Origin of the sequence: Streptomyces blastmyceticus (assembly GCF_039521185.1) — a bacterium.
Lineage (GTDB): Bacteria > Actinomycetota > Actinomycetes > Streptomycetales > Streptomycetaceae > Streptomyces > Streptomyces blastmyceticus.
This window is the reverse complement of the sequence record NZ_BAAABW010000017.1, coordinates 99,708-119,413: the sequence shown is the minus strand read 5'-3', so window position 1 is coordinate 119,413 and position 19,706 is coordinate 99,708. Positions and strand designations below refer to the sequence as shown.

Sequence of the window (19,706 nt, the reverse complement as noted above, 5' to 3'; positions counted from 1 at the left end):
GCTCCCGATTCTCACCACTGGCCCCCGGGTCGTCCTTGAACGTCGGCGAAGACCGCAGAGACCGTTTCGAGCTCGCAGCTCAGTGAGACCGCTGCCCGCAGCCCGGGCAGAACGCCACGCCCTCCGGCAGCGGGGCCTGGCACCCCTTGCACGCGGTCTGCTGGGCCAGCAGGAAGCCGCAGCCCGGGCAGAAGCGTCCGCCCTGCGCCTCCGTACGGCACTGCGGGCAGACCAGTTGCCGGGGAGTGTGCGCGTCGAAGCCCTGGCCCTGCTTCTGACCCTGGTCGTAAGCGTGCTGGGCCACCATGTCGTTGAGGCCGCGCTGCTGCGCCGCCATCATCTCGCCCGCGGTGTCGGGCGCACAGGTGTGACAGAGGCCCTGCTCCGGGTTCCAGCAGCGGCGGCACACATACACGCTGCAGCGCCCACAGCGGTTGAAATGGGACGTGGCCTTGCCGATGGCCCGCTGGAAGGAGGCGTCGCGCGCGCTGCCCCACCCGGAGCCGGCCAGCCCGTCGGCGGCGGTGGACACCCCGCTGCCCACCTGGCCGAGCACGCCCGACGCCATGCCGATGGCCCGGCTGAGCCAGCTCGCCAGCCGCCCGCCGTGGTACGGCTCGAAGGGCGAGCGCCACGTGTCGTGGCAGCGCCAGCAGGAGAACTCGAACTGGAAACCGGCCGCGGTGCCGTACTGCTCGCACAGATCGCGGTAGTTGCTGGCGAAGTAGATCTCCGTGCTCACCGTCTCGCTCCTCCAGGCTCGGACCACCACTCTCCAGCCAGACGACGCACGGTGGCGTGCGGACGGTTCTGGTCAGCCGAAATCCGGTACGGATACGCCGACTTGATCCTTCCTGCGGGGTAACACCCGTACCTCAGAGCGAAGTCATGCCGATCAGGACGCCCGGCCCTCGCGTCGAAGCCGTGCCGAGAGGTGATGCTGCAGCGGCTGACCGACCGCCGCGAGGTCGTGGACGAAGTCGAGCGTGTCCTCGTCGGTCAGCGTGTAGCGGCGGCGGGTGGCGTCGACCTCCTTGGCGGTGGGGGCGAGGGCCACCTCGTGGGTGGTGAGGTCGGCCGTGCCGTCGGCGGCACGGCCGACCGCGATCTCCGCGATGCCGGTGGGCTGGGTGATCAATGCCTCCACGCGGCCCTCGGGCTGGAGCCGCCACCAGCCGCTCTCCCGGGCCGACGGCCGCAGCGGGCTGCCGTCCGCGTCGACCAGCCAGGCGCGCGCCTCGTAGTGGAGGAAGGGGCGCCCGTCGTGGCTGAAGGTCACTTCCTGCGCGTACGTGAACTCCTCGGCGAGCGTCGGGTACCCGCCGCTCCCCCGGCCGGTCCAGGTGCCCAGAAACCCGATCAGTGGCGCGAGCAGCGGGTGCGGCGCGGGCGCCGCGTCCGGTCGGAGGGCGTCGGGGTACGGGTACTTCTGTCCGGGGTCGGACATGATGCGCGGCTCCTGGGTCGACTCGCGGATTGATCTCGGTGGCTCGTAGCCCTCAGGGTCTACCCACCCTGACCGCACATTATCGGCCACCTCGGTCACGGAGTGCGCCGAGTCGGCCCCGCCGTGATTGCCCCTGGCCTGATTTGATCGAAACAGGGGTCATCGCTGCATAGCGGACATGATCGCCACCCCTGATCTCCACTGCCCACCCCGGGAACCCGGGGTGGGCCACGCGAGCCCGCATCCACTCAGTGGCTGAAATGCATCGGTGCTTCTTCGGCCGTTTCGACCAACATCATTAAGCGCTGCTTCACTGGCGCGGCGGGAGCTCCCAGTCGCCCGATCAAGTGACTCCAGGGGCTCCTTCTTGACGCATCCGCCCAGATGGAAGGTACCGGGATGTCGACCGCAGCGCACCGGCAGCAGCCGGAGCAGTCCGAACAGCAGACCGGACTGGCACAGCTCAGTCTGGGGATCGCCGCTGCGCGGAACCTGGCGACCACCACCAAGAGCGTCCCGCAGATGCAGGGCATCAGCTCGCGGTGGCTGCTGCGCATGCTGCCCTGGGTGGAAGTGAAGGGTGGCGCGTACCGGGTCAACCGGCGCCTGGCGTACGAGGTCGGCGACGGCCGGGTCACCTTCGTCCAGGAAGGGGCCGCGGTCCACGTCGTCCCCGCCGAGCTGGGGGAACTGCCGCTGCTGCGCGGGTTCCACGACGACGGGGCGCTGCGTGCACTGGCCGAGCGGTGCCGGCAGCAGGAGTACGAGCCCGGCCAGGTGATCGCCGAGCGGGGCCGGGCCGTCGACCACGTCTACCTGATCGCGCACGGCAAGGTGGAGAAGGCCGGCCCCGGGAAGTACGGCGAGGAGATCCGGCGCGGCGTCCTGGCCGACGGCGCGTTCTTCGGCGCGCAGGCGCTGGCCGAGGAGCCGGGCACGTGGGAGTTCACGGCGCGCGCGATGACGGCGTGCACCGTACTGGCCCTGCCCCGTGCCGCGTACGAAGAGGTGGCGGGCCGCAACGAGCGGCTGCGGGCCCACGTCCGGCAGCGCCAGGCCGAGAAGGCGCGGCCGCAGAACAAGAAGGGCGAGGCGAACATCGCCCTCGCCTCCGGCCACACCGGCGAGCCGGTGATCCCGGGCACCTTCGTCGACTACGAACTCGCCCCCCGCGAGTACGAACTGAGCGTGGCCCAGACGGTCCTCCGGGTGCACAGCCGCGTCGCCGACCTCTACAACGACCCGATGGACCAGGTCGAGCAGCAGCTGCGGCTGACCATCGAGGCGCTGCGCGAGCGCCAGGAGTCCGAGCTGGTCAACAACCCCGAGTTCGGCCTGCTGCACAACGCCGACTACAGCCAGCGCATCTCCACCCACTCCGGCCCGCCCACCCCCGACGACATGGACGAGCTGCTGAGCATGCGGCGGGGGACCAAGGCCTTCTTCGCCCACCCCCGGGCCATTTCCGCCCTCGCCCGCGAGTGCAACAAGCGGGGTCTGTCCTTCGACAGCGCCGACGTGGACGGCCACCCGGTCCCCGCCTGGCGGGGCGTGCCGATCCTCCCCTGCGGCAAGATCCCCGTCTCGGAGGAGGGCACCTCCTCCATCCTCGCCATGCGCCTGGGCGAGGCCGGGCAAGGGGTGGTCGGCCTGCGGCAGACCGGGATCCCCGACGAGTACGAGCCGGGCCTGAACGTCCGGTTCATGGGCATCAACGACCAGGCCCTCATCTCCTATCTGGTGAGCACCTACTACTCGGCGGCCGTTCTCGTCCCCGACGCGCTCGGCGTCCTCGAGAACGTCGAGGTCTTCCACACCCCGTCCTGACGGGCACACCCCCTCGGAACGGAGAGAAGAACCTGTGTCACTGCTGTCCCGGATCACCGCGCCCACGGCCCGCCACGACGCGGCGCGGCTCGCGGCCGCGCTGCTCACCCACCACCAGGGCATCCGCCGTTCCGCACCCAAAGCGCTGCCCGGCACCGCCCCGCGCCCGACGGGCACCGCTGTGCCCACCGGGCCGACGGGGCTGGGCACCTCGGCCGCCCGTGTCGCGGCCCGGAAACCGGCCGGCGGCACGGCGGGCGGGCGCGGCACCGCCGTCCCCGAGCTCTACTGCCCGCCCGCGCTCCGCGACGACCCGGCACTCGGCCGGGAGGTCAACGACCGGCTGGTCGAGTGGGCCGACGAGGTCGGCATCTACGCCGGACGGCTCGACCGCGTCCGCGCGGCCGACTTCGGGCGGCTGATGATGCTGGCCCACCCCGACACCGACGACCCGGACCGGCTGCTGGCGGCGGGGAAGTGCGCGCTGGCGGAATGGGCCACGGACGACTACTACTGCGACGACGAGACCATGGGCTCCAGGACCGAACTCCTCGGCTCCCACCTCGGGCCCGCCTACGCGGCCATCGACCCCGCCCACCTCCCCGCCCGGTACGTGCCCGCGTGGGAGAGGGACATGCGCGACGATCCCGTACGCGTCGCCCTGCGCGCGGGCCTCGCACACCTGGACCGGTACGCGGAGCCGTCCCAGGTGGCCCGGCTGCGGCACGAGGTCGCCGTCCTCTTCGTCGGCTACGGCCAGGAGGGCTCCTGGCGGTCCCGGGGCCACATGCCCGGCGTCCCCGAATACCTGGCCCACCGTCAGATCAACAGCTTCCTCCCCTGCATCGCGCTCACCGACGTGGTGGGCGGCTACGTGCTGCCCGCCACCGAGTACGCCGACCCGCGCGTGCGCCGCGCCGCGACGATGGCCGCCACGGCCGCCACGCTCGTCAACGACCTCTACTCGATGACGAAGGAACACGACTCCTCGGGCGTGGAGTTCAACCTGCCCACCGTGCTCGCCGAGGAGGAGCGCTGCTCTCCGCGCGAGGCGATCGAGCGGAGCGCAGAGATCCACGACGAGCTGGTACGCACCTTCGAGGCGGAGGCCGCGGCCCTCGCCCTCACCGGATCGCCCCAGCTGCGCAGGTTCCTCGCGGGAGTGTGGGCCTGGCTCGGCGGCAACCGCGAATGGCACAGCGGCAGCCCCCGCTACCAGAGCGCGTAACCCCGCGCCCTTCTCTCTTGTCACCACACACATCCCCACACGCGTACTCACGCATGCCGTAAGGAGCAACCCATGACGACCACGCCCGCCCCCGCCCCCGCCGGCGTCCTGCGCACCGCCTACCAGAAGTCCGTGGCGGAGTACTGGAACAACGAGAAGGACCCCGTCAACCTGCGCCTGGGCGACGTCGACGGCCTCTACCACCACCACTACGGTCTCGGCGACTACGACCCGTCCGTACTGGAAGGCCCGGAGGAGACCCGGGACGCGCGCATCATCGAGGAGCTGCACCGCCTGGAGTCGGCACAGGCCGACGTCCTCCTCGACCACCTCGGCCCCATCTCCGCCGACCAGCGCCTGCTGGACGCCGGCTGCGGCCGCGGCGGCACCAGCATCATGGCCAACGCACGCTTCGGCTGCCAGGTCGACGGCATCTCCATCTCCCGGTCCCAGGTCGACTTCGCCAACGGCCAGGCCCACAAGCGCGGCGTGGACGACAAGGTCCGCTACCACTTCCGCAACATGCTGGACACCGGCTTCCCCACCGGCGCCTTCCAGGGCGTCTGGAACAACGAGTCCACCATGTACGTCGACCTGCACGAGCTCTTCGCCGAGCACGCCCGCCAACTGGCGTACGGCGGCCGCTACGTCACCATCACCGGCTGCTCCAACGACGTCACGGGCCTGCGCTCCAAGGCGGTCAGCCGCATCGACGAGCACTACACCTGCAACATCCACCCCCGCAGCGCCTACTTCAAGGCCATGGCCGCCAACGGTCTCGTCCCCATCAACGTCGTCGACCTCACGGCCGCCACGATCCCGTACTGGGAGCTGCGCGCCCAGTCCTCCCTCGCCACCGGCGTCGAGGACCCGTTCCTGACCGCGTACCGCGAAGGCAGCTTCCACTACCTCCTCATCGCCGCCGACCGCATCTGAACCACCGCGGTCAGGCCGGGGCGTGGGCTCCCGGGCGCCCCGGGTCCGAGGAGGGGCCGGGGCGCCCGCCCGCCGCGGCGCTCATTGCCATCAGCACGGCGCCGACGGCCAGTACGAGGACGGGCAGTGGTGGCAGCACCGAGTCCCAGGTGTGGCCGCCGCCGATGTGATAGGCCATGGTGACCAGGGCGACGCCCAGGGAGGTGCCGAGCGATCTCGTCATGTTGATCATCCCTCCTCCGGTACCGGCCTGCTCCTTGGGGACCGCCCCCATGACCATCTCGTTGTTGGACGGGGTGAAGAGGCCGAGCCCGAGGCCGAGGACGCCGAGCCAGACGACGAGCCACAGATCCCCCGGTGCGGCGAAGGCCAGCCCCGCCAGAGCGCCCAGCACCAGCAGGGACCCCGCCAGGGAGCGGCGGCGGCCGGACCACGACGACGGCAGCACCGCCTCCTGCGTGTTGGCGGCGAGCGCGAACCCGACCGCCAGCGGGCTGAGCAGCAGACCCACCCTCATCTCGTCCGCACCGGTGTGCCTGACGAGCGCCAGTGGTACCAGCACCAGCGGCCCGAACAGCACCAGGTATCCGGCGAGTGCCCCGAGCAGCCCCCAGGAGATCCGCCGTTCGCGCATCAGAGCGACGGACACCAGCGGTGCGGGGGCGCGGCGCTCACGCCGTACGAATCCCCACCACAGCACCGAGGAGGCGACGACCAGCACGGCGCCCACCCAGCCGGGCACCGGCAGGCCGGAGAACACCGACACCCCGCCCAGCAGCGCCGCCACCCCCGATCCCAGCCAGGCCATGCCGGGCAGGTCCATACGGATGTCGGTGGCCCGCTGCCCCGTGGGCGGCAGCAGGAGGCGGCCCATGACCACGGCGGCGATGCCGACCGGCACGTTGATCCAGAACACCCAGCGCCAGCCCACCGTGGCCACCAGGACACCGCCGAGCGTCGGCCCGACGGCCAGGCCGAGTGCCTGGCCGGCCGCCTGGATGCCGAGCGCGCTGCGCAGCTTCCCGGGCGGGGCGGCGACGGTGACCAGGGCGACGCTGTTGGCGGAGATCATCGCCGCGCCCAGCGCCTGGACGACGCGGAAGCACACCAGCGCGGCCAGGTCCGGCGCGAGGGAGCAGGCCGCGGACGAGAGGGTGAAGAGACCGAAGCCGTAGAGGTAGACCAGCTTGCGGCCGAGCAGGTCGGACATATGGCCGACGGTGACCATCAAGGCGGTCGTCACCAGGAGATAGGCCAGCGAGACCCACTGCACGGTGGCGAGCGGAGCACCGAACTCCCGCTCCAGGCTGGGATAGGTGATGGTGACGATGCTCGAGTCGAGCTGGCCCATGAAGGCGCCGACGCAGACGGTCAGTACCACCAGCTGCCATGAATACGCCGACTCGCGCACCCAGCGCGGCCGATCGCGCTCGCGCAGCAGCCTCTCCCCCAGCCCACCGGCCTGTTCCTTCATACGCACCACCGTGCACACCGCGCCCGCCACACCACGCGGCGGCGCGCGCCGTACACCGCTCATCCCCCGAACAGCCCAAGCCTTCGGGCGCGCCTTCAGACGCCTGTGGTGGATCCGGGGCGGACGATCATCAGGACGGTCACGGCGGCCCACAGCAGATTGAACACGCCTGTGTACATGCCCAGTTGCCGGGCCGTCCGGCCGACGTCCGTGGCCCTCCGCGCTCCGCCCGTGCCGTCGAGGGCGGCGAGGGCGGAGCTCTGCCGCGGCAGCACGAGGGCGGCGAGCACGGCAGCGGCGGCCACGGTCAGCGCGATCGAGGTCACGAGCCAGGGGCTGGCCAGCACGTGCAGACTGTTGGCGGTTGCCAGGCCGAAGACCGGTACCGCGACCGCGATCACGGCGTAGACCCGGCAGATTCTGTGCAGGGTCCGCACCGTGGCCAGGGCTGCCGCGTCGTCGGGTGCGGCCAGGGCGCGGCGGGCGGAGGGCGGGAACATGCTCGCGGCCACGGTCACGGGACCGATGGTGATGATGGCCGCCAGAACGTGGACGGCGAGAAGGAATTTCGTCATGAGCGTTGCGGAAGCTCCTGCTAGAAACCGGCGGGAACCGGGCCGGTGGCACGCCAGACGGTGCCCTGGCGCTCGTGGGCGAAGAGCTTCTCGACGGCGTGGGCGATGCGCGGCCCCAGTTCGCGCTCCAGCAGGTACAGGCCGAGGTCAAGGCCGGACGTGACGCCCGCAGCCGTCACCAGATCACCGTCGTCGACGACGCGCGCGTCGACCGCGATCACGTCCGTGGCGTCCAGCATGTCGAGACCCAGGTGGTTGGTGGTCGCGTGCCTGCCGTCGATCAGCCCGGCCATGGCGAGGAGCATGGAGCCGCCGCAGACCGTGGTCATGATCAGGCCCGGACGGTCGAGGGCCTCCTTGAGCAGGGCCGGCAGTCCGGTCCGCAGCGCGCGGCCGAGCAGGGCGGGGATGGAGTCCTCGTTGCCCGTGGCACCGGGGCCTGAGGTGTCGCCGAAGGGACCCACCGCCCCCGGTACGAGGACCAGGTCCGCGCGCTGCGGGTCGAGTGCGGCCACGGCTCGCAACGAGAGCAGCCCGGCGCCGCTGGGCACCTCGCGCGGGCCCTCGGCCGAGACCAGCTCGACCTTCAGCGCGCCCGGCGCGGCGATCCCGCCGGCGAACAGCACCTCGTAGGGGGCGATGACATCCAGCGGGTCGAAGCCGTCGAACAGCACGATCTGGCACAGCATCGGGACGGGTCCCTTTCTGTCGGAGCAGGTGCCCCTTTGTGGGGCGCCGACACCGACGCTAATCACTGGCCGAACGACCCAGTAGTGGCTGAAATGCCAGATCCCAACGGATTATGGCCAACACGTTTTGGCAGGCCCTCCACCAGCGCGGAAAGGGCAGAAGGCCTCCGGTTGCGGTCGGCCGGAACCTGGCGCCCGCCTATGGTTGAGCCATGCACACCGTGGCTGTCCTCGCCCTCGACGGAGTCATCCCCTTCGACCTGTCCACGCCCATCGAGGTGTTCCGGCGAACCCGGCTCCCCGACGGCCGCCCCGCCTACCGCGTCCGCGTGTGCGCGCCCACCGAGGACATCGACGCCGGGGCATTCACCCTGCGCGCGCCCTGGCCACTGGACACCCTGGCCGAGGCCGACACGATCGTCGTCCCCGGCATCACCGACCTCGCCGCCGCCGTACCGGACGAAGTCGTCGACGCTCTGCGGCAGGCCGCCGCCCGGGGCACCAGACTCGCCTCCATCTGCACGGGCGCCTTCGTCCTGGCCGCCACCGGACTCCTCGACGGCCACCGCGCCACCACCCACTGGGCCGCCGCCGCACAGCTCGCCGCCCTCCACCCCGCCGTCCAGGTCGACCCGGACGTGCTCTACGTGGACAACGGGCAGGTGCTCACCTCGGCCGGAGCCGCCGCCGGGCTGGACCTGTGCCTGCACATGGTCCGGCGCGACCTGGGCTCGGCGGTGGCCGCCGACGCGGCCCGTCTGTCCGTCATGCCACTGGAACGGGAGGGCGGCCAGGCGCAGTTCATCGTCCACGAGCGCCCGCCCACCCCTCGCGGCTCGACGCTGGAACCCCTCCTCCGGTGGATGGAGGACAACGCCCGCAGGGAACTCACCCTCGACGACGTCGCCTCGCAGGCCGGCATGAGCGTCCGCACTCTGAACCGACGCTTCCGCGAACAGACCGGCACCTCACCCCTCCAATGGCTGCACCGGGCCAGAATCCGCCAGGCCCAGTACCTGCTGGAGACCACCACCCACCCCGTCGACCGCATCGCCCTCCAGGTCGGCTTCGGCTCCCCCACCGCCTTCCGCGACCGCTTCAAACGCCTTGTCGGCACCAGCCCTCACGCCTACCGGCGCACCTTCCAGGGGGCGTGACCGGGGTACGCCGGGAACTCGGCGGCCGACGTCCACCCGGCTGTTCCGGGTGTGGTGACGTCGGCCGCCGGGTGTTACCGGCTGTCGGCCTTGGTCAGGGATTTGCGTGCTTGCTCGATGTCCGCGTTGAGGGTGGTCGTGTCCGGTACCGGGGGCAGCATGTCGGTGTCACGGAGTCGCTGGATCAGCTTGTCGAGGTAGAGCTGGCGTTCTTCTCGGGACTGGCTGGGGCCGTGCAGTGCCGCCTGCCACGATTCCTCGGTCCAGCGGCCGATGTTGACTTCCTGCTTGATGAATTCCTCGTTGTACTGCTTCGCCCGTTCCACGAGCGCGTCCCGGATCGCCGTGTCGAACTGCTTGCGCAGCTTCTGCGGGAGGTTCTTGATCTGTTCGCGTGCCGTGCGCTCGGTGCTCCACTTGAGGAGCTTCTTGGCTTCGGCGGAAGCGCCGCCCTTGTCTATCTCGGCCATCTTCTCGGCGGCGTTGTGCAGGATCACGGCCTTTTCGGCCTCGAGCTGCTGGCGCTCCATCTCGGTGGCCGACTTGACCAGCTTCTGGAGGCCGTCGGCGCGGAAGTCCGCGAGGGTCTTCTTCCATGCTTCGTCACGGGCCTGCTGGAAGACCGTGATCGAGGGGATCTGCGCCTCCTTCCACTTGTCGGTGAAGTAGCGGGCTCCGTGGAGGGTGAGTCCGGCGGGCCACAGCGGGGTGACCAGCAGTGCGTCGGCGCCGAAGCAGGCGGCGGTGTCTTCGGCGTCGAATCGCCCGTGGTCGGCGGCGGCCCCGGCCTGGGTACCGCATCCCACGAAGGGGACGATCGCGGTGATGGCGGCCGCCTTGTCCAGGCTCGTGGTGTCGTTGGCGAAGGCGTCGTGCACGCCCTTCGCCCACAGCACACCGCCGGCGACCAGCAGTGCGCCCTTGGCCGTGCTGCCGGCCGACTTCAGGTTCGCCCGCAGCGCGGACTTCGCCTCGGGTGAGAGCTTGCTGTAGCCGCGGATCCGGGCATGGATCTCGGAGGGCGACAGCTGCTTGCCGTCGGGCGCGACCACCTTCAGCCCGTATTTGCCCGCGAGCTCGCCGAAGGCCTGCTCGATCTGCTTGGCCTCCAGGTTCTCCAGTGCCTCTCCGGACGGCTTGCCCGCCGTTCCCTCCTCGGAGGGCTTGGCCGGCGACTCGCCGTTCTCGCACACGCTCACGGACCGCTTCGCCCGGCCCGAGGAGCCACCGGTCGAGCAGACGCCGTTGCCGTCGGGCCAGCCCTTGCCCGCGAGCCATTGGCTCATGCCGGGATGCGCGGGGTCGTCGACACCGACGATGAACAGGTACTTCCTGGGGATGTCCCCCTTGTAGGCCCAGGCACCGTTGGTCGACTCCCCGCCGAGGGGGCCACCGCCGTGGTCGCCCTTGAGCGTGCCGCTGAAGATGCGCCCGTCCTTCTTCAGGGCGTCCCACCGGATCTTGACCCTGATGGCGTCCCCGTTCTTCTCGATGGCATTGCTGCCCTCGATGCCCTTCTTCGTCGAGTCCCACATGAAGACGTGTTCGTGATGCCCGTTCTTCGAATAACCCGAGCCCGCGCTCCTCAGCTCGGATTCCACGTCCTTGCCCTCGGCGGTCCAGCGGCTCTTCGCGGTCTGCAACCCGTTCTTGTTCAGTGATTCCCGCAGCTCCGCGGTGTCGGCCTCGCCGCGGGGACGCTTGTCGACGACTATGTGCGTGTACTCGTCCGCGTGTTCCTGCGAAGTGCTCGCGCCGCTGTCCGACTTGACGGGTGGAGCGGCTTGGGCGACCGCCGTACCGGTGATGGCGAACACCATGGTGGATATCACGGCAGTGGTCGTGACACGCCGTACGGAATTCCGGTGTCTGGGGATGTTCATCTTTCCTCTGCATGTGTCGTTCCGATGTCACGCGAGGGCAACTGAAAGGGACTCGTTCTTCGAGTGGGCCGGTGCCTGGCATCCCCTACGTTTTCGTTCTCCAGTACCGGGCACCATCGGCCGCGTGGCCATACCGGTCATCCTCGGGGAGTAGCGTTCACCCACCTCTGTGCGGGGTCCGCCCGGGTCGGTCCAGGCCCCCGAGGGTTCGGGATCGTGTGCGCAGAACGCTGCTCCTCGACACGTACGAAGCCAACCGTCGGAGCTTCGCATTCGCGGTTAGCGTTCACCGGGCAAGGCTCGAACGGACGGAGGAGACCTGGTGTTCACCTACTTTCCGAACAACTACATGTGGTCGTCGGCGGTGATGTTGTCGATCATGGCCGACGGGCAGCTGGGGCAGATCGACCGCTGGCTCGCCCCCTTGCGCGAAGCCGAACCCGATACCGAGTCGTGGACGAAGGCATGGGACGGTGCGGCTGCGCAGCAGGAGGAGCTCGCCGAGGAGGACGTACGTCGCGGATTCCGGCGCAGCGCGAGCGCGCGCTACCTGCGGGCGTCCACCTACTACCTGACCGGTGAGCGGCAGACGCCACCGAGCCCGGCGAAGACGCGCAGCTACCAGTGCGCGCTCACCGCCTTCGCGAAGGCGGTCGAGCACATGCCCCGCTCCCTGGAGCGGGTGGAGATCGACTCACCGGACGGCATCCTGCCCGGCTATCTCATCCCCGCCCGCGCTCACGGGCGCGCACCGGTCGTGATCTTCTACAACGGCTTCGACGTCACCAAGGAGCTCCTCTACGGGATCATCCGCGAGGAGTTCGCCGACCGGGGCATCGCCTGCCTCGTCATCGACACGCCCGGCACCGGGGAGCCACTGCGGCTCCGTGGTGTCCCCTCCCGCCCGGACTACGAGGTGCCCACCTCCGCGATCGTGGACCACCTCGTGACGCGCCCGGACATCGACCCCGCACGGATCGGCCTGCTGGGCATCAGCCTCGGCGGCTACTACGCGCCCCGCGGGGCCTCGTTCGAGCACCGGATCAAGGCCTGCGTCGCGTGGGGCGGGGTGTGGGACTACGGCGCCGTCTGGCAGCGACGGTGGGCCACGCGGTCGACGACCACCTCGGTGCCGTTCTGGCAGCTGCCCTGGGTGATGGGCACCGAGACCATGGAGCAGGCGCTGGAGCGGGTCAAGCAGTGGACTCTCCGCGACGCGCTGCCTCACCTCACCCAGCCGTTGCTGATCGTCCACGGCGAACACGACGGCGCCATCCCGCTGGAGGACGCCCGCAAGGCGTTCCAAGCCGCAGGCTCGACCGACAAGGAACTCCGCGTCTTCACCGTCGCGGAAGGCGGCTCCGAGCACTGCAACGCCGACGACCCCGACCCCGCCCGGCAGTTGATCGCCGACTGGTTCGCCGACCATCTGTGATCCGCTGTCGGGCTGGAGGATGGTCACGCCCGGTGGCAAGCCCGGCTCCCGGAGCATCGATGGGTACGGTGTCCGGGCAGGGCGCTCTCTCGTTCGACGCGTGACCAAGGGGTGGGCATGGCGAGGGTTCATGGTGAGTTGATCCGTGCGTTGCCGGATGTGCTCAAGGAGCACGCGGTGCGGCTGGGGGGAAAGACCGCGTTCGAGGATGCCCGGCGCAGCGTGACCTACCGGGAACTGGAGGAACGGACCGGGCGGTTGGCGGGGCATCTGGCACGGCTCGGTGTGGGACGTGGCGACCGCGTGGGCATCCATCTGGGCAACCGGGTGGAAATGGTGGAGAGTTGCCTCGCCGTGCTGCGCGCGGGGGCGGTGGGGGTTCCGTTCGATCCAGGGGCGGCGGACGCGGAACTGGCGTACTTCCTTGAGGACAGCGGCGCGGTCGCGCTCGTCACCGAATCGGCACAGCTGCCTCGGGTCGGCCGACTGGCAGCCGGACAGCCGCGGTTACGGGTCGTGGCGGTGGGCACGGACGCCGTACCGGACGGGGCACCCGCGGGCACGGTCGCGTTCGAGGAGCTGGCCGGGACGGATCCGGGCGTACCGCCCCGGGACGACCTCGGTCTGGACGAGCCGGCCTGGATCCACTACACCTCGGGCACCACCGGGCGGAGCAAGGGCGTGGTGTCCTGTCAGCGTGCCGCACTGTGGTCGGTGGCGGCGGCGTACGTCCCGCTGTGGGGGCTGGAGCCGCGGGACCGGCTGCTGTGGCCGCTGCCCATGTTCCATGCCTACGCGCACTCGTTGTGCCTGCTGGGTGTGGTCTCGGTGGGCGCGGGCGCGTACCTCCTCGACAGGAAGGCGAGCGTCGCGCAGGCCCTCGCCGAGCAGTCGTTCACGGTGGTGGCGGGGGTGCCCGCCACGTACCACCTGCTGGTGGACGCGGTACGGGAGGGCCGTCGGCCGCTGCCCGGTCTGCGCGTGTGCGTCACGGCGGGCGCGCCGTGCCCGCCGGCGCTGCGGGCGGATGTCGAGGAGCTACTGGGTGTCCCGCTGCTCTCCGGCTACGGCAGCACCGAGACCTGCGGGAAGATCGCGGTCGACCTGCTCGACGGGCGGCGGGAGGGCGGCGGCGCTCTGCCGGTGCCCGGCGTCGAGGTGCGGCTGACCGATCCGGTGAGCGGCGAGGACGCCGGGGAAGGCGAGATCTGGGTTCGTGGGCCGAATCTGATGATCGGTTACCACCGTCGTCCGGACGAGACGGCGCGGGCGTTCAGGGACGGCTGGTACCGCACGGGAGATCTCGGCCGCCGGGATCAGCAGGGCCGGCTGCGGGTCACCGGCCGCGTCAAGGAACTCATCATCCGCGGCGGCGAGAACGTCAACCCGGTCGAGGTCGAGCAGGTGCTGCTCACCTGCCCCGGCGTGGCGGACGCGGCCGTCGTCGGCCGGCCGCACGACGTGCTGGGCGAGGTGCCGGTCGCCTTCGTGGTCCCCGGCCCGCACGGCGTCGACATCGATCGGGTGCTCGCCGTGTGCCGGGAGCGGCTGTCGGGCTTCAAGGTGCCGGACGAGGTGTACGAGACCGACGCCGTGCCCCGTACCCCGTCCGGCAAGACCGACCGCCCGGCGCTGGCGCGGCAGTTGGCCGAACGGTTGGGTGCGGCCCGCGAAGCCGCCGCGTCCGCCCTGCGGGAGAGCCTGCTGGCCCTGGCCCCGTCCGGGCGGTACGACGCCGTGCTGCGCCTCGTCCTCGACCGGGTGGCGCACACGGGCGACGAGCCCGCGCGGGAGCTGGATCCGGACCGGCCCTTCACCGACTTCGGGTTCACCTCCCTCGGGGGGGTGCTGCTGCGTGACCGGCTCGGCGCGGACACCGGGCTGCACCTGCCCGCGACCTTGGTGTTCGACCACCCGACGCCCGCGGCGGTGGCGCGTTTCCTGCACACCGCGCTGCTCGGGGAACCCGCACCGGAGGCGGGTGGCACCAAAGCACGTACGGCCTCCGAGGAGCCGGTGGCGATCGTGGCCATGGCGTGCCGTTATCCGGGAGGTGTGGCCTCACCCGAAGATCTGTGGAAGCTGGTCGCGGACGGGACGGACGCCACGTCGGACTTCCCCGCCGACCGCGGCTGGGACCTGGCGGAGCTCTTCGACCCCGACCCGGACCACCTCGGCACCTCCGTCACCCGCCGCGGTGGATTCCTGCACCGGGCGGCCGACTTCGACGCGGCCTTCTTCGGAATGTCCCCACGGGAGGCGCTGGCCACCGATCCACAGCAGCGACTGCTGCTGGAGACCGCCTGGGAGGTCTGTGAGCGGTCGGGCATCGACCCGACGGCCCTGCGCGGCAGCGACACCGGTGTGTTCGTCGGCGTGATGCACGACGACTACGCCGGCCGCCTCCTGCACCGCGGCCCGCACGAACTGGAGGCGCATCTCGCCCTGGGCTCGGCGAGCAGCGTGGCGTCGGGCCGTGTCGCGTACGCCCTGGGCCTGCGCGGGCCCGCCGTGACCGTGGACACCGCCTGTTCGTCGTCGCTGGTGGCGATGCACTGGGCCGCCCGCGCCCTGCGCTCCGGCGAGTGCTCGCTGGCGGTGGCCGGGGGTGTCACCGTGATGGCCACGCCGGCGCCGTTCGTCGCGTTCAGCAGGTTGCGCGGCATGGCGCCGGACGGCCGGTGCAAGCCGTTCTCGGCCTCGTCCGACGGCACCGGCTGGGCCGAGGGCGCCGGGGTGGTCCTGCTGGAGCGGCTCTCCGACGCCCGGCGCAACGGCCACCCGGTGCTGGCCCTGCTGCGCGGCTCGGCCGTGGGCTCCGACGGCGCCTCCAACGGCCTGACCGCGCCCAGCGGTCCGGCACAGCAGCAGGTGATCCGCGAGGCCCTGGCCGACGCCGGGCTGTCCCCGGCCGACGTCGACGCCGTCGAGACGCACGGCACCGGTACCGCGCTCGGCGACCCCGTCGAGGCGCAGGCGCTGCTGGCCGTGTACGGGCGCGAAAGGCCCGCCGACCGGCCGCTGTGGCTCGGCGCGCTGAAGTCCAACATCGGGCACACCCAGGCCGCGGCCGGTGTCGGCGGCGTGATCAAGACCGTCCTGGCGATGCACCAGGAGCGGCTGCCGGGCATCCTGCACTGCGAGGTGCCTTCGCCGCGCGTGGACTGGTCTTCGGACTCCGTACGGCTGCCGACCCGGGCGGAGGAGTGGCTTCCGGCGCCGGGAAGCCCGCGCAGGGCCGGGGTGTCCGCGTTCGGCATCGGCGGGACGAACGCCCACGTCATCCTGGAACAGGCCGATCCCGGCGCCCCCTCCCCCACACCCGCGCAGTGGAAGGCGGTGCCCCCGCTGCTGCTGTCGGGCGCGGATCCGCAGGCCCTGCGCGCACAGGCCCGGCGAACGGCGTCCCTTCTGCGGGAACAACCCCAACTCTCCACATTGGACGTCGCGTTCTCCCTGGCCACGACCCGGGCCGCGCTCGCGCACCGGGCAGCCGTGCCCGTCGGTGGCGACCGGGAAGCGCTGCTGAGCGCTCTGGACGCCTTGGCGGAGACCGGAAGCGCCGAGGCACGACCGTCCACCGCGCGGCTGGCCCTGTTGTTCGCCGGCCAGGGCGCGCAGCGGCCGGGCATGGGCCGGGACCTGCACGGCGCCTTCCCTGCCTTCGCCACCGCCTTCGACGCCCTGTGCTACCGGTTCGACGCCGGGCGCAGTCTGGACCGGCCGCTGCGGGCCGTGCTGTGGGCGGACGAGGGGACGCAGGACGCCGCCTTGCTGAACCGGACGGACTTCGCGCAGGCGGGCCTGTTCGTCTTCGAGGTGGCGCTGTTCCGGCTGCTGACGTTCTGGGGCGTACGGCCCGACGCCTTGGCCGGGCACTCCATAGGCGAGCTGGCGGCGGCCCACGCCGCGGGCGTCCTGTCGGAAGCCGACGCGGTGGAACTGGTCGCGGCCCGGGGGCGGCTGATGCGTCAACTGCCCGGAAACGGAGCCATGGTGGCGCTGGAGGCGTCCGAGGAGGAGACAGCGCATCAGCTCGCGGAGCTGCCGGACCTGGCCGACCGCATCGCCATCGCGGCGGTGAACGGTCCGCGGTCGGTCGTCGTCTCCGGGGAGGAGGAAGCAGTGCTCGCCGTCGCGGCACGCTTCGCCGGGCGCGGACGCCGCACCACACGGCTGCGGACGGGCCATGCTTTTCACTCCCCGCTGATGCAACCGATGCTCACGGAATTCGGCCGCATCGCGTCACGGCTGACGTACCAGGCGCCGCGCATCCCGGTGATGTCGACGCTGACCGGACGTCAGGCCACCGGGGACGACCTGTGCTCGGCCGCGTACTGGGTGCGCCACGCCCGCGAGACCGTGCGCTTCGCGGACGCCGTACACCGCCTCGCGCAGGACGAGCGGGTGACCGCGCTCGCCGAACTCGGGCCCGACGCACAGCTCACCGCGGCCGCCACGGCGAGCCTGGCCGATCAGGGCGAGGGGCTGTTGTTCACAGCCACCGCACGGGCCGGTGCACCGGAGACCGGGACGGTCCTGGCCGCGCTCGCCCGGCTGCACGTACACGGCCTGCCGGTGGACTGGCACAAGGTGTACGAGGGCAGCAGCGCCCGGCGGGTGGACCTGCCGACCTACCCCTTCCAGCGACAGCGCTACTGGCTGGACGACACCGCCCCCACTACGGAAGGACACGGCCACCCTCTGCTGACGCAGACGACCAGCGTGCCCGGCACGGAACGCCTGCTGTGCACCGGGCACCTGTCCGCCGCGGCCCAGCCATGGCTGCGCGACCACGTCATCGCCGGACGCGTACTCGTACCGGCCGCCGTATTCGCCGAGATGGTGATCCATGCGGGCGACGAGTGCGGGCTGGACGTGCTGGAGGACTTGGCGCTGCTGACCCCGCTGGTCCTGCCGGATTCCGGCGACCGGGTTCAGGTGCAGGTTGTCCTCGGCGAACCGGATTCCTCCGGCCGCCGCACGGTCGACGTCCACTCCCGCCCGCAGGAGTCGGGGGCGCTCGGCTCCTGGACGCAACACGCGACCGGGCGGCTCGGACCGGCCACCGGACATCCGGTTCATGAGGCCGGAGCCCCCGCGTGGCCGCCGCCGGACGCCGTGCCCGTGGATCTCACCGGCGCCTACGAGCGCCTGGCCGCCGCCGGTTACGCGTACGGCCCCGTATTCCAGGGCATCACGGCCGCTTGGCAGGGACGGGACGAGGAGCTGTTCACCGAGGTGCGGCTGCCCGATACGGCGAACACCCATGCCCGGCGGTACGGCATCCACCCTGCCCTGCTGGACGCCGCGCTGCATGCCGTAGTGCTCATCGCCCCGCCCACCGGGCCCGTCCGGCTGCCCTTCGCCTGGAGTGGCCTGAGCCTGTACGCCACCGGCGCCACGGCGCTGCGCGTCCGCATACGCCCCACCGGCACGGACACCGTCACCGTGGACCTCGCCGACCATACGGGCAGGCCGGTGGCCCGGCTGGAGTCCTTGACCACGCGGCCGATTCCGGAGTCCCTCGACACCGCGACCGGGGTCGGTGGGCTGTACCGCCTGCGGTGGACCGGTATTCCGGTCGGCGGCGACGGACCGGCCCTGACCGTGGCGGCCCCGGACGACCTGGCCCTGCGCCCCGCGCTCCCCGCCCTGTCCTCCGGAAAACGGGACACCGCTGAGACGGTGGTCGTCTCGCTGTGCGCCGCATCCACGGATCCGGTCGGGGACACGCACACCTTGACCACACGGGCCCTGACCGTACTGCAGTCCCAACTGTCGATTCCCGGACGGCATTTGGTCGTAGTAACTCGTGGCGCTTCCTCGCGTGTGCCGGATCTGCCCGCCGCGGCAGTATGGGGCCTGGTGCGTTCCGCGCAGTCGGAGTATCCCGGCCGCCTCACCGTCGTGGACACGGACGGGCGGCCAGAGTCGCTGCGCCTGCTGCCCGCCGCCCTCGCCACGGACGAGCCTCAGCTCTCCATCGTCGATGGCGTCGTGTACATCCCCCGGTTGACGGAATCTGAGGTGCCCTCTTCCGGTGGCGGCTTCGCGGGCACCGTGCTGCTCACCGGCGGCACCGGCGCCCTCGGCGGGCTGCTGGCCCGGCATCTGGTCGCCCGGCACGGGGTCCGGCACCTCGTCCTCGTCAGCCGTCGCGGTCCGCGGGCAGCGGGTGCTGAACGGCTGCGGGCCTCGTTGGAGCAGTCCGGTGCCCGCGTGGACGTGCTCGCGTGTGACACCGCCGACCGCACCCAACTGGCCACCGTTGTCGATAAGTACGCGCAAGAACTGACCGCCGTCGTGCACGCCGCCGGGATCCTGGACGACGGTGTACTGGAGGCGCTGACGCCCGAGCGGACGGCCGACGTGCTGCGGGCAAAGGCGGACGCGGCCTGGAATCTGCACGAGCTGACGCGGCAGCTGCCCCTGTCACACTTCGTGCTGTTCTCCTCGGCGGCCGGGCTGCTCGGCAATCCCGGCCAGGCCAACTACGCTGCCGCGAACGCCTTCCTGGACGCGCTCGCGCACCACCGCGCCGCGCTCGGCCTGCCCGCGCTCTCCCTCGCCTGGGGGCCATGGGCCGACGAGGACGGGATGGCGGCGCGCACCGACCGTACCGACCGGGCCGGAGGGGGTGTGCTGCGCGCGGTCTCCCCCGCGCAGGGCCTGGCGATGTTCGACGCCGCGCTGGGCAGCGCCGAACCGGTGCTCGCCCCGCTGCTGCTGGACCGCTCCCGGCCGACCGTTCCCGCCGGAACGCCGGTGCCACCGCCACTGCGAGGGCTGTTGCGCACGGCCCGCCCAGCGGTCCGGTCCAAGGATGACGCCCCTGGGAACGCGACCGGGGGCCGACGGGAACGGATCGCGTCGCTGCCCGCATCCGACCGCGCACCCGCCCTGCTGGAGCTGGTCCGCGAGGAGGTCGCCACGGTGCTCGGCCATCCGGACGCGGCCACCGTGGCCCCCGACCGACCCTTCACCGAGCTGGGCTTCGACTCGCTGACCGGGGTGCTGCTGCGCAACCGTCTCAGTACGCTCATGGGCCTGCC

At 71.5% G+C, this 19,706-nt stretch carries 11 protein-coding genes and 1 pseudogene; 6 read left to right on the top strand and 6 right to left on the bottom strand.

Annotated elements, in window-relative coordinates:
• Positions 1–79 precede the first annotated feature (79 nt).
• Positions 80–742 carry a double zinc ribbon domain-containing protein gene (locus tag ABD269_RS16570; protein ID WP_344118552.1) on the bottom strand — a complete coding sequence of 221 codons (663 nt, stop codon included), beginning with the start codon at positions 740–742 and terminating at the stop codon, positions 80–82.
• Between the two features lie 153 nt (positions 743–895).
• Positions 896–1,447, bottom strand: a complete 552-nt coding sequence (locus ABD269_RS16565; RefSeq protein ID WP_344118551.1) for a heme-binding beta-barrel domain-containing protein — start codon at positions 1,445–1,447, stop codon at positions 896–898.
• A 399-nt stretch (positions 1,448–1,846) separates the two neighbouring features.
• Between ABD269_RS16565 and ABD269_RS16560 the strand changes: the two genes are divergently transcribed.
• From ABD269_RS16560 to ABD269_RS16550, 3 genes are all read left to right on the top strand, one after another.
• A complete protein-coding gene (locus ABD269_RS16560; protein ID WP_344118550.1) occupies positions 1,847–3,274 on the top strand; it encodes a family 2B encapsulin nanocompartment shell protein in 1,428 nt (475 codons plus the stop codon).
• Positions 3,275–3,308: 34 nt separating this feature from the next.
• Positions 3,309–4,502, top strand: coding sequence for a family 2 encapsulin nanocompartment cargo protein terpene cyclase (locus ABD269_RS16555; RefSeq protein WP_344118549.1), 1,194 nt, complete (start codon positions 3,309–3,311; stop codon positions 4,500–4,502).
• A gap of 72 nt (positions 4,503–4,574) precedes the next feature.
• Positions 4,575–5,438: a geranyl diphosphate 2-C-methyltransferase gene (locus ABD269_RS16550; RefSeq protein WP_344118548.1), complete on the top strand. Its 864-nt coding sequence runs from the start codon at positions 4,575–4,577 to the stop codon at positions 5,436–5,438.
• Positions 5,439–5,448: 10 nt separating this feature from the next.
• Here ABD269_RS16550 and ABD269_RS16545 read toward each other — a convergent pair whose 3' ends face one another.
• The 3 genes from ABD269_RS16545 to ABD269_RS16535 form a co-directional block, all read right to left on the bottom strand.
• Positions 5,449–6,912, bottom strand: a complete 1,464-nt coding sequence (locus ABD269_RS16545; protein WP_344118547.1) for an MFS transporter — start codon at positions 6,910–6,912, stop codon at positions 5,449–5,451.
• A gap of 95 nt (positions 6,913–7,007) precedes the next feature.
• Positions 7,008–7,487 (bottom strand): DUF2269 family protein, encoded by a 480-nt coding sequence (locus ABD269_RS16540; protein WP_344118546.1) that lies wholly within the window; start codon positions 7,485–7,487, stop codon positions 7,008–7,010.
• Between the two features lie 20 nt (positions 7,488–7,507).
• Entirely contained in the window at positions 7,508–8,176 is a 669-nt protein-coding gene (locus tag ABD269_RS16535) for a DJ-1/PfpI family protein (protein WP_344118545.1), read from the bottom strand.
• A gap of 212 nt (positions 8,177–8,388) precedes the next feature.
• Here ABD269_RS16535 and ABD269_RS16530 point away from each other — a divergent pair, with 212 nt between their 5' ends.
• Positions 8,389–9,333, top strand: coding sequence for a GlxA family transcriptional regulator (locus ABD269_RS16530; RefSeq protein WP_344118544.1), 945 nt, complete (start codon positions 8,389–8,391; stop codon positions 9,331–9,333).
• Between the two features lie 74 nt (positions 9,334–9,407).
• Here the strand turns inward: ABD269_RS16530 and ABD269_RS16525 are convergent, their stop codons facing one another.
• On the bottom strand, positions 9,408–11,216 hold the full coding sequence (locus ABD269_RS16525) for a hypothetical protein (RefSeq protein WP_344118543.1): 1,809 nt from the start codon (positions 11,214–11,216) through the stop codon (positions 9,408–9,410).
• Between the two features lie 322 nt (positions 11,217–11,538).
• On the opposite strand from ABD269_RS16525, the gene ABD269_RS16520 reads away from it, so the two are divergent.
• Positions 11,539–12,651, top strand: a complete 1,113-nt coding sequence (locus ABD269_RS16520) for an alpha/beta hydrolase (protein WP_344118542.1) — start codon at positions 11,539–11,541, stop codon at positions 12,649–12,651.
• Between the two features lie 117 nt (positions 12,652–12,768).
• Positions 12,769–19,704: pseudogene (locus ABD269_RS16515) on the top strand (SDR family NAD(P)-dependent oxidoreductase); the annotation flags it as partial.
• Between the last annotated feature and the right edge of the window lie 2 nt (positions 19,705–19,706).